Origin of the sequence: Paenibacillus physcomitrellae, from assembly GCF_002240225.1 — a bacterium.
GTDB lineage: Bacteria > Bacillota > Bacilli > Paenibacillales > Paenibacillaceae > Fontibacillus > Fontibacillus physcomitrellae.
Genome location: NZ_CP022584.1, coordinates 1,503,386 through 1,517,023, shown reverse-complemented (window position 1 = coordinate 1,517,023; position 13,638 = coordinate 1,503,386). Strand labels below are relative to the sequence as shown.

Annotated in this window: 13 protein-coding genes; all 13 read left to right on the top strand. The window is 50.7% G+C overall.

Features of this window, described 5'->3' with window-relative positions; translation table 11 throughout:
- Positions 1-4: 4 nt before the first annotated feature.
- The 13 genes from CBE73_RS06990 (at position 5) to rpoD (ending at position 13,597) form a co-directional block, all read left to right on the top strand.
- The gene (locus CBE73_RS06990; RefSeq protein WP_094093622.1) at positions 5-973 is read left to right on the top strand and encodes a PhoH family protein; all 969 of its coding nucleotides are present in this window, start codon (positions 5-7) and stop codon (positions 971-973) included.
- A 213-nt stretch (positions 974-1,186) separates the two neighbouring features.
- On the top strand, positions 1,187-3,472 hold the full coding sequence (locus tag CBE73_RS06985) for an HD family phosphohydrolase (RefSeq protein ID WP_094093621.1): 2,286 nt from the start codon (positions 1,187-1,189) through the stop codon (positions 3,470-3,472).
- Positions 3,444-3,941: an rRNA maturation RNase YbeY gene (gene ybeY, locus CBE73_RS06980; protein WP_094093620.1), complete on the top strand. Its 498-nt coding sequence runs from the start codon at positions 3,444-3,446 to the stop codon at positions 3,939-3,941. Before CBE73_RS06985 ends, ybeY begins: the two co-directional genes overlap by 29 nt.
- On the top strand, positions 3,941-4,315 hold the full coding sequence (locus CBE73_RS06975) for a diacylglycerol kinase family protein (protein WP_094093619.1): 375 nt from the start codon (positions 3,941-3,943) through the stop codon (positions 4,313-4,315). The genes ybeY and CBE73_RS06975 overlap by 1 nt, the downstream gene beginning before the upstream one ends.
- A gap of 36 nt (positions 4,316-4,351) precedes the next feature.
- Complete coding sequence (locus CBE73_RS06970) at positions 4,352-4,771, top strand: cytidine deaminase (protein ID WP_483406840.1); 420 nt, start codon at positions 4,352-4,354, stop codon at positions 4,769-4,771.
- Positions 4,772-4,796: 25 nt separating this feature from the next.
- The gene (gene era, locus CBE73_RS06965; RefSeq protein WP_094093617.1) at positions 4,797-5,696 is read left to right on the top strand and encodes a GTPase Era; all 900 of its coding nucleotides are present in this window, start codon (positions 4,797-4,799) and stop codon (positions 5,694-5,696) included.
- Positions 5,697-5,791: 95 nt separating this feature from the next.
- Complete coding sequence (locus CBE73_RS06960; protein WP_094093616.1) at positions 5,792-5,932, top strand: YqzL family protein; 141 nt, start codon at positions 5,792-5,794, stop codon at positions 5,930-5,932.
- Between the two features lie 63 nt (positions 5,933-5,995).
- Positions 5,996-6,742, top strand: coding sequence for a DNA repair protein RecO (gene recO / locus CBE73_RS06955; RefSeq protein ID WP_094093615.1), 747 nt, complete (start codon positions 5,996-5,998; stop codon positions 6,740-6,742).
- 325 nt (positions 6,743-7,067) lie between these two features.
- Positions 7,068-7,952, top strand: a complete 885-nt coding sequence (gene glyQ, locus CBE73_RS06950) for a glycine--tRNA ligase subunit alpha (RefSeq protein WP_094093614.1) — start codon at positions 7,068-7,070, stop codon at positions 7,950-7,952.
- On the top strand, positions 7,945-10,026 hold the full coding sequence (gene glyS, locus CBE73_RS06945) for a glycine--tRNA ligase subunit beta (RefSeq protein WP_094093613.1): 2,082 nt from the start codon (positions 7,945-7,947) through the stop codon (positions 10,024-10,026). Before glyQ ends, glyS begins: the two co-directional genes overlap by 8 nt.
- Before the next feature lie 80 nt (positions 10,027-10,106).
- The gene (locus CBE73_RS06940; RefSeq protein WP_094093612.1) at positions 10,107-10,562 is read left to right on the top strand and encodes a YaiI/YqxD family protein; all 456 of its coding nucleotides are present in this window, start codon (positions 10,107-10,109) and stop codon (positions 10,560-10,562) included.
- Positions 10,563-10,602: 40 nt separating this feature from the next.
- On the top strand, positions 10,603-12,420 hold the full coding sequence (gene dnaG / locus CBE73_RS06935) for a DNA primase (RefSeq protein ID WP_094093611.1): 1,818 nt from the start codon (positions 10,603-10,605) through the stop codon (positions 12,418-12,420).
- A 46-nt stretch (positions 12,421-12,466) separates the two neighbouring features.
- The gene (gene rpoD, locus CBE73_RS06930) at positions 12,467-13,597 is read left to right on the top strand and encodes an RNA polymerase sigma factor RpoD (protein ID WP_094093610.1); all 1,131 of its coding nucleotides are present in this window, start codon (positions 12,467-12,469) and stop codon (positions 13,595-13,597) included.
- Positions 13,598-13,638 lie beyond the last annotated feature (41 nt).

Here is a 13,638-nt window from a genome sequence, read left to right as displayed (position 1 = left end):
ATATTTGGCAGAACAACAGACTGTGATCAGAATCCCGCTTAAAAATGCTTCAGAAGGACTTTCTTTATTTGGTCCTCAGGATATATTCCTGAAACTGGTGGAAAAGAAAATTGACGTGCAAGTGGTCTCACGCGAATCGGAAATTTCGGTCCGCGGCGGGGACCGGGATACCATGGTTGCCCAGCAGCTGTTCGAAGTGCTGCTTGAGCTGATCCGGGGCGGATATGTGCTGACGGAACGGGATGTTTCTTACGCCATCGATCTTGCGCTGGATCTGCGGGCAGACCAGCTGCTTAATTTATATAAAGGTGAAATCGCCGTAACCTACCGCGGCAAACCGATCCGGGTCAAAACCATTGGCCAGAATCATTACGTAACGATGATCAAGAAACGGGATATCGTATTTGGAATCGGTCCTGCAGGTACGGGTAAGACCTATTTAGCTGTCGTTCTGGCCATTGCGGCTTTGAAGGAAGGATCAGTCAAAAAGATCGTCCTTACCCGTCCAGCGGTGGAAGCGGGTGAAAGTCTCGGGTTCCTGCCGGGAGATCTACAGGAAAAGGTGGATCCTTACCTGCGGCCTTTGTACGACGCCCTGTATGACGTGATGGGCCCGGATCAGGTGGCCAAGGCGCTGGAACGCGGATTGATTGAAATTGCTCCGCTTGCTTATATGCGGGGAAGAACGCTGGATGATTCGTTTATTATTTTGGATGAGGCCCAGAACACAACGCCGGAGCAAATGAAAATGTTCTTGACGCGGCTTGGTTTCGGCTCCAAAATGGTCATAACTGGCGATATGACGCAGATCGATTTGCCTAGAGGCAAGAAATCCGGATTAATTGAAGCCAGCACGATTTTGAGCCAGATTGAGGAAATCGGGTTCGTTCACTTCAATGAGTCGGATGTTGTGCGTCATTCTTTGGTACAGAAAATTATTGTGGCCTATGATGCGGCTTCGGATAACAATTGAGCGCACTAGATCCGTATTACCTTGATTCTGAGCAAACGCTCCGGCGGGCAGCCGGACAAGACAGTCTGTCTACGTATCTAGCGAGATAGAACCTCTGTATGCTGTAAGCGTCAGGGGACCCTGGAGGAGACAAGATGAGAAGGCAAAGTCAATTGCGGTGTTCCGTATTCTTACAGGGGGCAAATTTCACAAAGATAGAGAGGGCTGTTTCCAATGACCTCAAATCAGAATGATAATCGTCAAACTATACAATCCAAAATGGTGGGCTGGAGGCATAGCGTAGGAATGCGCTATGCTCTGTTCGCATTGCTGATTATTATGCTTTATGTCAGCCTGGCTCCTAAATTATTGCCGGAGAAATACAACATCGCGGTCAATATGCCAAGCGAAAAGGAAATTTTGGCTCCGATGCAGATTCAGAATACCAAGGCGACTTTGAAGGCCCAAGAGGAAGCCGCTGAAGCGGAGAAGCCGGTATATACCAAAATTTCTTTGCGGAATGAAGCTATTATCACTGAAATGCTGGATCAGATTGCGCGGATTAACCAGGACGATCAGGTTTCACGTGAGGATAAGATCTCGATTTACCGGCAGGACTTGCCGCAAATCTTCCAGACTCATATTCAGAATTTTATTATGTCGAGCCGTAATTCCGGCAATTATTCCTCAACCTTTCTGGATGAGGTAAGAACGAGAATTAACGAGCAGATGTACCATATTTCGGAAGAAACGTATGTCAAGCTGCCGCAGCTTACCCCCGAAGACATCGCGGAAATGAAACCGGTGGCTTCGGATATTGTGGGAAGATTGATGTATGACCCGGCGACAGAAGCCCAAACGACCCGGGTAAAGGTGGCTGAGCAGGTCAGCTCCAGTTCGCTTAGTAAACGGATTTCGCGGGAAATCGTACAGGAGCTTGCGCGTTATGTCATTACGGCCAATAAGTTCTACGATGAAGATGCAACCAAAGACGCCAAGGTAAAGGCCAGAGAAAATACGGCGCCTGTCTACATCAAGCAAGGGGATGTGCTTGTCCCTAAAGGCCAAATCATTACCCAGGAAATGTACACGCTTTTAAAAGACAACGGATTGTTAAAAAATGAAGTGAATTACTGGCCTCAGGTCGGAGTAGCTTTGTTGTCCGTTCTGCTTGCTGTTGGTCTTTATATGTCCATCAGACAGCCGGAAGCGAGTGTTCGCTTCAAATATAACAACTCCCAGCTTGCGATGCTGCTGTTAATCTTCCTGATTACGCTGCTTTCCATGCATCTCTTGGAACTTCTGCATAATGACCGCAGGCCATATCTGGGTTATTTGGCGCCTGTGGCGGTCGGAGCGATGCTGATTACATTGCTGCTGGATGTGCCTTTAGCTTACATTGCCTCGGTTATTTTCTCCGTGGTGGCCAGTATTGTGCTTAACATTCATCAAGGGCAAATTTTTGATTTTTATTACGGGCTGTTTACACTCGTCACTTCTTTCGTTTCGATCTTCTCGATTCACCGCGCCAGCCAACGCGCTTCAATTCTGAAGGCAGGGGTGATGGTTTCCTTCTTTGGAGCCCTTCTGGTTGCTGCTCTCATCATGATTAATTCGAGCGGCTGGGATCAAACCAGTACGTTATATGCGCTTGGCTTCGCGTTTGCCAGCGGTCTGCTCGCGACCATTATGGTATTTGGACTCATGCCTTTCTTTGAAGTGACGTTCGGTATTTTGTCCGCTTTAAAGCTGGTAGAGCTGACCAATCCGAACCATCCGCTGCTGCGCAAGCTGCTTACGGAGACACCGGGAACTTACCATCACAGCGTCATGGTCGGCAACCTGTCGGAAGCTGCTGCGGAAGCGATCGGCGCCAATGGATTATTATGCCGGGTAGGTTCGTATTATCATGACATCGGAAAGACGAAGAGACCGGGGTATTTCATCGAAAATCAAAACGGTATGGAGAATCCGCATGATTTTATCGATCCTAAGCTCAGTAAATCGATCATCATTGCCCATGCCCGGGACGGGGTAGAGATGCAGAAGGAATACAAACTTCCGAAGCCGATCCGTGATATTGCCGAGCAGCATCATGGGACTACGTTCCTGCATTTCTTCTACCACAAAGCTCTAAAGCAAGCAGAGGAACAGGGCGTCGAACCGGATTTCACCGAAGATGACTTCAGATATCCGGGGCCGAATGCCCAGACGAAGGAAGCCGCTATCGTGGGCATTGCAGACAGCGTGGAGGCCGCGGTGCGTTCGCTGCATAAACCGACGGTGAATCAGGTGGAGACGATGATCGAGAAGATTATCAAAAGCCGCCTGGACGACCACCAGTTCAAAGAATGCGATCTGACGATGCGCGAGCTTGATGTGGTGGGGCAAACGTTAAAAGAAACGGTTATGGGGATCTTCCACTCCCGGATTGAATATCCGGACGATGTGAAGATCACGAAGAATAATGATGGGAAAGAGCGTGAGAAAGATGGCGATTCACCTGGCGTGGAGCAATGAACAAGAGCAATTTGACATCACCGAGGAGCTGATTGCTCTACTGGATGTCCTCCTGCAGAAAGCGGCTGCGGCGGAAGGTATCGAAGATGGCGAGGTCGCGCTTACCTTTGTCGATAATAAACAGATTCATGAACTGAACCGTGATTACCGCGGTATCGACCGGCCAACGGATGTTTTGTCTTTCGCCATGAATGAAAGTCTGGATGAGGAACCTGAGATCATCTATGAAATCGGCGAAGATGAGCAGGCGGAGCTGTTTCCGGACATGCTGGGGGATATTATTATTTCCATGGAGCGGGCCAAAGAACAAAGCGAAGATTACGGCCACTCGTTTGAACGCGAGCTTGGATTTCTGTTTGTACATGGTTTTCTGCATTTGCTTGGTTATGATCATCAGGACGAAGCGAGCGAAGCGGAAATGATGGGCAAACAGGAAGCTGTACTGGCTGAAGCGGGTCTGGTACGCTAATGAAGCCGCGTCCAAGGTGGAAGTTCACTTTCCGTTATGCGGCTGCCGGCATCTGGTATGCCCTGCGCACGCAGCGGAATATGAAGGTACACCTGGCCATGGCCATTCTGGTAACGGCCGGAGCTATTGTTTTTCATCTGCCGCCCATGAGCTGGGTGCTGCTCCTGCTGACCATTTCATCGGTAATCGGGCTGGAGCTGGTCAATACGGCACTGGAAACGGTTGTGGACCTGGTGACGGAGGAATGGCATCCGCTGGCGAAAATTGCTAAAGATACAGCCGCAGGTGCGGTGCTGATCGCCGCTTTTTTTTCGGTAGTGATCGGTATCGTGCTTTTTTACTCTCCGGTTTGCGCTTATTTTGGCTGGGGCTGAAGAATCGGAAGTTTGAACTTAAGAAGCGAGGTTAAAATAAAGATGGATAACAAAGAACTGCTTCAAGAAGCGATGAAAGCCTATCAAAACGCTTATGTCCCTTATTCCCATTTTTCGGTCGGAGCTGCTTTGCTCGATGAGAATGGCAAGGTCCATCACGGCTGCAACGTGGAAAATGCGGCGTTCAGCCCAACCAATTGTGCCGAGCGTACCGCGCTGTTCCGTGCCATTGCCGACGGCAACCGTCCAGGCAGCTTTAAAGCCATTGCGGTAGTGGGCGACACGGACGAGCCAATCGTGCCCTGCGGCGTATGCCGGCAGGTTTTGGCCGAGCTCGGAGGTCTTGATATGCCGGTGATTTTGGGCAACTTGAAGGGGGACATCATGGAAACGACGATGCGGGAACTGCTGCCGCATGCATTTGTGCCTTCCCATCTGAAGGAAACCCAGTCTTAAGAATTGTTTGTATAAAGGAGAAATTATGGCAAAATCCTCATTTAAATCCGGCTTTGTTACGATTGTAGGCCGGCCAAACGTCGGCAAATCAACGCTGATGAACCATATCGTTGGACAAAAGATCGCCATTATGTCGGACAAACCTCAAACGACACGCAATAAAATCCATGGCGTATACACGTCAAATGACATGCAGGTTATTTTTCTGGACACGCCGGGTATTCATAAACGCCAATCCAAGCTTGGCGATTACATGAACACAACCGCTCTGAATACGTTCGGCGAGGTGGAAGCAGTATTGTTCCTGGCTGATGCTTCGGAAGGTTTTGGCGGCGGCGACCGTTATATTATTGAACGGCTGAAGGAAATCAAGACGCCGGTTATTCTGGTGCTGAACAAAATCGACAAAATTACGCCGGAAGAACTGCTGCCGATGATTGAATCGTACAGCAAGCTGTATCCGTTTGCGGAAATCGTGCCGATTTCGGCGATGATGGGTAATAATGTGAATACACTTCTGGACCAGATTGCCAAATATTTGCCAGAGGGACCGCAGTACTACCCGGAAGACCAGGTAACGGACCATCCGGAGCAGTTTGTCTGCGCAGAGCTGATCCGCGAGAAGATCCTTCATCTTACCCGCGAAGAGGTTCCGCATTCTATTGCGGTTACGATTGAAGATATGCGCGTCCAGGAGAATGGCGTTGTGTACATTTCGGCCGTCATTTTTGTGGAGCGGGATTCACAGAAAGGAATTATTATCGGCAAGCAGGGCGCGCTGCTGAAGGAAATCGGCAAGCTGGCCCGTCACGATATCGAGCATCTGCTCGGATCTAAGATTTTCCTTGAATTGTGGGTCAAAGTGAAGAAAGACTGGAGAAACCAGGATCGTGTACTGCGGGATTTGGGCTTTAACCGCGATTAATCTTTTCCCAGTTATTAGGGCGAATAGTTAAGCTGGCTCGGTACATCCTATTCTTACAAAGCAAGGCGTCATGTCCGAAGAAAGGGTGAATACGAGTGCGAGACTTTTCGTGGAAGTATTTTACGATGACTGGTGATGTAGATGCTTATATGCTTTATAAGGAGGTCGGAGCTCCCCCGGAGAAGGATGAACAGGAGGAGCCCGAAGAGTTGGTTCTGGAGCAGGAGGAGGCATAATTGCCCCTCTTGTTTTGAGTTTTGGGGATCTTTTGGAGAGAGGTCCGGAGGCGGGGGGAACTTATGTTATACAGAGTGGAAGGCATTGTCATCCGCAGTATGGATTATGGTGAAGGCAACAAAATTATTACGCTGCTGACCGAACATTACGGCAAAGTGGGCGTGATGGTCCGCGGAGCCAAAAAACCGAAAAGCCGGCATGCCGCCATGACGATGCCCTTTACATACGGCCAATATATTTTTTTCAGAAATAAAGGACTTGGCACATTGAACGCAGGGGAAATCATTGAATCACACCATAAACTGCGGGAGGATTTGACATTGGCTGCATACGGGTCTTATGCCTGCGAGCTGCTGGACCGGGTGCTTCAGGAGGAAGAAACGGGTTCTTTCTGGTTTGGCCAGCTGAAGGCCTGTCTGGATGCGCTGCAGGAAGGCAAGGACCCGGAGGTGCTGATTCACCTCTATGAAATGAAGATCTTGCAAGCGGCCGGTTACGGGCCGGAGATGGACGTTTGTGTCGTTTCGGGCACCGATCAGGAGCTGGAGTTCTTCAGTCCGAGGCTTGGCGGTGTGCTCAGCCGGCGAAGCCGGCATCTGGATCCGGCGGCTATGGCTGTATCGCCTTCCGTGCTGAAGCTGCTCCGTCTGTTCGCGAAGCTGGATATGCGCAGATTGGGCAATGTTGCCGTGAAGGACACGACCAAAGCCGAGTTAAAAAGCGTAATGCGGGCGCTGATGGACATGCAGCTTGGCATGCAGCTCAAATCGCGCAATTTCCTGGATCAGCTGGATAAATACCAGATTTGACTTGGCGTGTGAAATCAGCTATTATAAATCATATTTCTCATGAAAATGAGTTGCTGTGTTGAAAGGGAATAGGATAAAATGCAAGCCGATTGTAGCGAGCCGGGGACGGTGCAAGCCCGGATTGGCGGTTTTATCTGATTGGCGGTCCCCGGAGCAGCAAATGAAACGTGAAAAGTGGATTCGGCAATGAGCCGGGTCAAGTAGGGTGGAACCGCGGGAATCATGCTCTCGTCCCTACGTCTGATATACAGGCGTAGAGGCGGGAGCTTTTTGCTGTCTGTATATAATTTGGGGAACCATAAAAATTCTGGTAAGGAGTGTTGGTATGAATTTTCAGCAAATGATTTTGACGCTGCAGAAGTTCTGGGCCGAACAGAACTGTATTCTCGTACAGCCGTATGATACGGAAAAAGGAGCAGGCACAATGAACCCGATGACCTTCCTGCGGTCGCTCGGTCCCGAGCCTTGGAAAGTCGCTTACGTCGAACCTTCCCGCCGCCCTTCGGACGGCCGTTACGGGGAGAACCCGAACCGTCTTTATCAGCATCACCAGTTTCAGGTAATCATCAAGCCATCGCCGGACAACATCCAGGAGCTTTACCTGGACAGCCTGAAGGCTTTGGGCGTTGATCCGCTTAAACACGACATCCGTTTCGTTGAAGACAACTGGGAGAACCCTTCCCTCGGCTGCGCAGGCCTGGGCTGGGAGGTTTGGCTCGACGGTATGGAGATCACGCAGTTTACTTACTTCCAGCAGGTGGGCGGCATTGAAACCAATCCGGTAGCGGTTGAAATTACTTACGGTATGGAACGTCTTGCTTCCTACATCCAGGAGAAAGAAAACGTGTTTGATCTGGAGTGGGTGGAAGGCATCAGCTACGGCGACGTGTTCCATCATCCGGAAGTCGAGCATTCCAAATATACGTTTGAAGTATCCGACGTCAAAATGCTGTTCACTTTATTCAACATGTATGAGCAGGAAGCGAATCGCGCGATGAGCGAACACCTCGTGTTCCCGGCCTACGATTATGTCCTGAAATGCTCGCATACGTTTAACCTGCTGGACGCGCGCGGCGCGATCAGCGTAACGGAAAGAACCGGGTACATTACCCGGGTCCGCAATCTGGCGAGACAGGTTGCCGCAACTTACCTGGAAGAACGCGAGAAGCTCGGATTCCCGCTGCTTAAAGGAGGAGTAGACCATGCCTAAGGATCTGCTGTTTGAAATCGGATTAGAAGAAACACCGGCCCGCTTTATCCGGGCGGCGATGGACCAACTCAAGGACCGCACGGTGAAATGGCTGGATGCTTCCGGCATTCAGCACGGAGCAGTAGAGGCTTATGCCACGCCCCGCCGTTTGGCCGTATTGGTTAAAGAGGTAGCGGAGAAACAAGAGGACGTCGAAGAGGAAGTAAAAGGCCCTTCCCGCAAGATCGCTTTGGATGAGAACGGCAACTGGAGCAAAGCGGCGCTTGGTTTTGCCCGCAGCCAGGGCGTTGAGCCTGAACAGTTTACGTTCCGTGAGCTTGGCGGAGTTGAATATATCTATGTTACAAAAAATACCAAAGGCGTTTACACGGCCGATGTACTGCCAGAAGGTCTGCTTGGGATTCTGACTTCGATGACTTTCCCGAAAAACATGCGCTGGGCCAGCTATGATTTCAAATTTGTCCGTCCAATCAAATGGCTGGTGGCCTTGTTTGGCCAGGACATCGTGCCGGTATCCATTGCAGGCGTAGAGTCCAGCAATGTGACCCGCGGTCACCGCTTCCTCGGCAGCGAAGCTGTTATTACGGATCCAGCAACTTACCTGGATGTGCTTCGCAAGCAGCATGTCATTGCGGATACGGAAGAACGTCAGAAGCTGATTGTCGACCAGATCAAGAAGCTTGCCGCTGAAAAAGGCTGGAACATCGCAGTCAAAGAAGATCTGCTGGAAGAGGTGCTGTTCCTTGTAGAAACGCCTACGGTGCTGGTTGGCACATTTGAGGAATCGTTCCTCAACATCCCGCAGGAAGTATTGATTACGTCAATGCGTGAGCATCAGCGTTATTTCCCGGTGCTGGACGACCAAGGTTCGCTGCTTCCGTTCTTCGTTACGGTGCGTAACGGTAACGCTGAATCGCTGGATGTCATCTCCAAAGGGAATGAAAAAGTACTCCGCGCCCGTCTGTCCGACGCCAAGTTCTTCTATGAGGAAGACCAGAAGCTGGCGATCAAAGACGCGCTCTCCAAGCTGGAAACGATCGTGTTCCACGAAGAGCTCGGAACGATTGGCGATAAAGTGCGCCGCATCCGCCGGATCGCCGACAGCCTGGCTGCCAAGCTGAACGTGGACAGCAGCGTACGCGAAACAGCGAGCCGCGGCGCTGAAATCTGCAAGTTCGACCTGGTTACGCAAATGGTTTATGAATTCCCTGAGCTGCAGGGGGTTATGGGGCAGGATTACGCCCGCAAAGCAGGCGAACCGCAAGCAGTGGCAGACGTAGTGTTCGAGCATTATCAGCCTCGTTTTGCCGGAGACAACGTGCCAGCTTCGCTGGCAGGGGCTATCGTCAGCATCGCAGACAAAATCGATACGATGGTTGGCTGCTTCTCCATCGGTATTATCCCTACAGGCTCTCAGGACCCGTACGGCTTGAGACGCCAGGCTCAAGGCATTGTGCAGATCGTGCTTGAGCATAAGCTTGAGATTAACCTCAGCGACATCTTTGCTTTGGGAATCGAAGCGCATGAAGAGCTGCGCGGACTGAAACGTCCGGCTTCGCAAATTTCGCAGGATATGAGTGAGTTTTTCAGTCTGCGGGTGAAGAAGATATTGTCGGATGACCTTCGTTACGACATCGTTGATGCAGTCATTGCTGCAGGCTATGACGACGTGGTTTCCGTGGTGAAGCGCGGGAATGCGCTCGCCGCTGCTGTAAACGGGCAAGAGGATTTCAAGACGACGGTCGAGTCCTTTAACCGGGTCAGCAATCTGGCAGCCAAAGCCGTCTCTGCGGAAAAAGTCAGATCGGATCTGCTCACGGAGTCTTCCGAACAAGCACTTTACGAGGCTTGGCAATCGGTTTCGGGCGGTTACCAGCAGGCGCTTGAGCACAAAGAAGCCCAGCAGGCGCTTGATACGCTCAGCGGATTAAAGGCACCAATCACCACTTTCTTTGACAGCGTCATGGTTATGGCGGAAGATGAGCAGATCCGGAATAACCGGCTTGCCCTGCTTGCCGCGATTGACGGAGATCTGAAAGCATTTGCGGATTTCAGCAAACTTGTTTGGGCTTAAAGAGTTGTCCCATTAGCAGTGTGGAATACTACAGACGTTAGCTGCTAGGACGTTAAGATGGATATATAGGGGGCCGAAACATGAATATCGTGGTTGACGGAGATTCTTGTCCGGTGAAACAGGAAATTGCGCAGACAGCCCGAGCTTTTTCGGTCCCTGTTCTTATGGTGGCCTCCTTTGACCATCTCCTTCAGGAAAGTGAGGGAGTGAGGGTGGCCAGAGTTGACCGGAGCTCTCAAAGCGCCGATATGTTTATCGCTAACCATATCGCCTCCGGCGATATTGTAATTACACAGGATTACGGACTCGCAGCACTGGCGATTGCCAAGTGCTGCGATGTTCTGTCTCCAAGGGGCGAAACCTACGATGCCGGCAACATCGACTATCTGCTGGAGCGGCGCCATGTTCAGGCTAAAGCGCGCAGAGGGGGACGGCATTCCAAGGGGCCCCGTCCTTTTACGGCGGAAGATCGGGTGCGTTTTCAGCAAAAGCTGACAAAACTTTTAGAAGGCCGGCAGGAGATCGGATGTTCTTAGCGAATTAGTATACTGTGTAAAAGAGATGAAGGTGGTATAGATGAGTACCGGACGAAATATCCCGGAAGAAGTCATTGAAGCTGTTTTGCGACACCATGATATCGTGGATACCGTTAGCAAGCATGTTCATCTCACGAAACAAGGGAAGTACATGAAGGGGCTTTGTCCGTTTCATTCCGAGAAAACCCCGTCTTTCACCGTGACGCCGGACCGTCAGATATTCCATTGCTACGGATGCGGCGCAGGCGGTAATGCTATTAAATTCAGAATGGAAATTGAAGGCCTGACCTTTCCGGAAGCGGTGAAGACGATGGCGGAGGAAGCCCATATTCCTTTTCAGGATGCGGGAACTTCGGCTGCTGCTCCGCAGAATCCGGAGCTTGAAGCGCTGCTTCAGGCGAACGAATGGTCGGGCAAATTCTATCACTTTCTGCTTAAAAATACGGAATATGGCCAAAGTGCAATGGACTATTTGAAGAACCGCGGCATTCATGAACGGCTGATCGATCAGTTCGGGATCGGTTATGCGCCGGCCCGCTGGGATACGCTCCTTCAATTTCTGGAGAAACGTTCCTTTGATCTTGCGGCCATGGAGAAAGGCGGATTGCTGTCGGCGAAGAATGACGGATCCGGTTTTGTCGACCGCTTCAGGGACAGGGTGATCTTTCCAATCCATAACCGGAGCGGCAAAGTGATTGCATTCGCCGGGCGTATCATGGGGGATGGGCAGCCGAAGTATTTGAACTCACCGGAGAGCAAGCTGTTCAGCAAGAGCCGGACCCTTTACAATCTGCACCAATCCAAGAATGAAATCCGCAAGAAACGCCAGGTCGTGATCTTTGAAGGTTTTGGCGATGTGATCAGTGCCTGGGACGCCGGTGTGCATAACACGGTAGCCACTATGGGCACGGCGTTGACGGAAAGCCATGCGGCGATTCTGAAATCACTCGCGGATGAAGCTTTGGTCTGCTATGACGGGGATAATGCCGGACAAGCAGCTGCGATGAAGAGCATCCCGATTTTGGAAGGAGCCGGCTTCAAGGTACGGATTGCCATGATCGGCGAAGGCCTGGATCCGGATGAATATATCCGGAAATACGGGGGAGAACGTTTCCTTCATCAGATTGTGGAGGGCGCGGTTTCAGCGGTTAAATTTAAGCTACTATATTTGAGGAAAAACCATATACTGCTAGAAGAAGCAGGAAAAGTGGCCTACATTAAAGAAGCTATGGAAGTGGTTGCGCCACTGCCTTCACCAACGGAACGGGAAATTTATTTGAAGGAGTTATCCACTGATCTGCAGGTGTCGTTTGAGAGCCTGAAGCAGGAATGCAATCAGTATCGGCAGGAACTTCAAAAAAACCAAAACGATGGGGATAATAACGCCAATTGGTGGAATAATGGTAGGCATAAAAATAGGCAGCCCGAAGCTCCGGTGCTGCTGCCGGCCTATCATGTGGCGGAACGGCGGCTGTTATCATTTATGCTGCAGGACGAAGAAGTGGCGAACTATGTCCATGATCGTCTTGGAGATCAATTTAACATTAAGGAACACGCGGCGATTGCCGCTTATCTATATGCTTATTACGCCCAAGGGAAAAGTCCTGACGCCAGTCGGTTTATGTCTTCTCTCCAGGATGAGAAGCTGGAGAAGACGGTCAGTTCCATTGCGATGATGGACACGCCGGGGGAGTGGTCCAATCAGGAGCTGGACGACTGCATCAGGGAAATCCGCAAAGTTCCCGTAAAGAGCAATATTGATCGCAAGAGAGAAGAAATGATTGCAGCGGAGAAAGCCGGCGATTTTCTAACCGCGGCACAAATTGCAAGTGAGATTATAGCCCTAGAAAGACAGTAGACACAAGTGATTGATGCACAGTTTCTAGGGAGGAGGGAGCCCCGATATGACGAACGAACAGCATACTGAACTAGAAACGGAATTGACCCTTGAGCAGGTGAAAGACCAGCTCATGGAACTGGGCAAGAAGCGGTCCTCTCTGACATATAAGGAAATCATGGAGAAGCTTTCTCCGTTTGAACAGGATCCCGAGCAGATGGATGAGTTTTTTGAACAGTTGAACGATAACGGCATTGATGTGACCAACGTCAGCGACGAGGAATTGGCGAGACGCCAGAACGACGACGAGGATAATAACGATCAGGACGATTTTAATTTTGATGATGACTTGAGTTTGCCGCCAGGGATCAAAATTAATGACCCTGTACGGATGTATTTGAAGGAAATCGGCCGGGTTCCTCTATTGTCTGCCAATGAAGAGATCGAACTGGCTCAGCGGATTGAGAACGGCGACGAGGAAGCGAAACGGCGGCTGGCGGAAGCCAATCTCAGGTTGGTGGTCAGTATTGCCAAACGTTATGTGGGCAGAGGCATGTTATTCCTGGATTTGATTCAGGAAGGCAATATGGGACTTATTAAAGCGGTTGAGAAGTTTGACTATTCCAAGGGCTTTAAATTTAGTACCTATGCGACATGGTGGATTAGACAGGCCATTACCCGGGCCATCGCCGACCAGGCGAGAACCATTCGGATTCCTGTGCATATGGTTGAAACGATTAACAAGCTGATCCGGGTATCCAGACAGCTGCTTCAGGAGCTTGGCCGTGAACCGGCACCTGAAGAAATCGCGGCCGAAATGGAGTTAAGCGTTGAGAAGGTGCGCGAAATCATGAAAATTGCCCAGAAGCCTGTGTCTCTGGAGACACCGATCGGGGAAGAAGACGATTCGCATTTAGGAGACTTCATCGAGGATCAGGAGGCGCTTGCCCCTGCGGACGCTGCAGCCTATGAACTCTTGAAAGAGCAGCTCGAAGACGTGCTCGATACCCTCACCGAGCGCGAGGAGAACGTACTCCGGCTGCGCTTCGGTCTGGATGATGGACGTACACGGACGCTGGAGGAAGTAGGTAAAGTATTTGGCGTTACCCGGGAGCGTATCCGTCAGATCGAAGCCAAAGCTCTGCGGAAGCTTCGCCATCCAAGCCGCAGCAAACGGTTGAAGGATTTTCTTGAATAAGCTATAGGCACCCTGGACCTTCTGCAGTATGCAGCAAGGTC

What these genes read in the sequence shown, in the direction of transcription:
- CBE73_RS06940 (WP_094093612.1), top strand. Translation starts at nt 10,107, where the DNA reads ATGAATATCGTGGTTGACGGAGATTCTTGTCCGGTGAAACAGGAAATT.
- CBE73_RS06985 (WP_094093621.1), top strand. Translation starts at nt 1,187, where the DNA reads ATGACCTCAAATCAGAATGATAATCGTCAAACTATACAATCCAAAATG.
- rpoD (WP_094093610.1), top strand. Translation starts at nt 12,467, where the DNA reads ATGACGAACGAACAGCATACTGAACTAGAAACGGAATTGACCCTTGAG.
- dnaG (WP_094093611.1), top strand. Translation starts at nt 10,603, where the DNA reads ATGAGTACCGGACGAAATATCCCGGAAGAAGTCATTGAAGCTGTTTTG.
- glyS (WP_094093613.1), top strand. Translation starts at nt 7,945, where the DNA reads ATGCCTAAGGATCTGCTGTTTGAAATCGGATTAGAAGAAACACCGGCC.
- era (WP_094093617.1), top strand. Translation starts at nt 4,797, where the DNA reads ATGGCAAAATCCTCATTTAAATCCGGCTTTGTTACGATTGTAGGCCGG.
- recO (WP_094093615.1), top strand. Translation starts at nt 5,996, where the DNA reads ATGTTATACAGAGTGGAAGGCATTGTCATCCGCAGTATGGATTATGGT.
- CBE73_RS06975 (WP_094093619.1), top strand. Translation starts at nt 3,941, where the DNA reads ATGAAGCCGCGTCCAAGGTGGAAGTTCACTTTCCGTTATGCGGCTGCC.
- glyQ (WP_094093614.1), top strand. Translation starts at nt 7,068, where the DNA reads ATGAATTTTCAGCAAATGATTTTGACGCTGCAGAAGTTCTGGGCCGAA.
- ybeY (WP_094093620.1), top strand. Translation starts at nt 3,444, where the DNA reads ATGGCGATTCACCTGGCGTGGAGCAATGAACAAGAGCAATTTGACATC.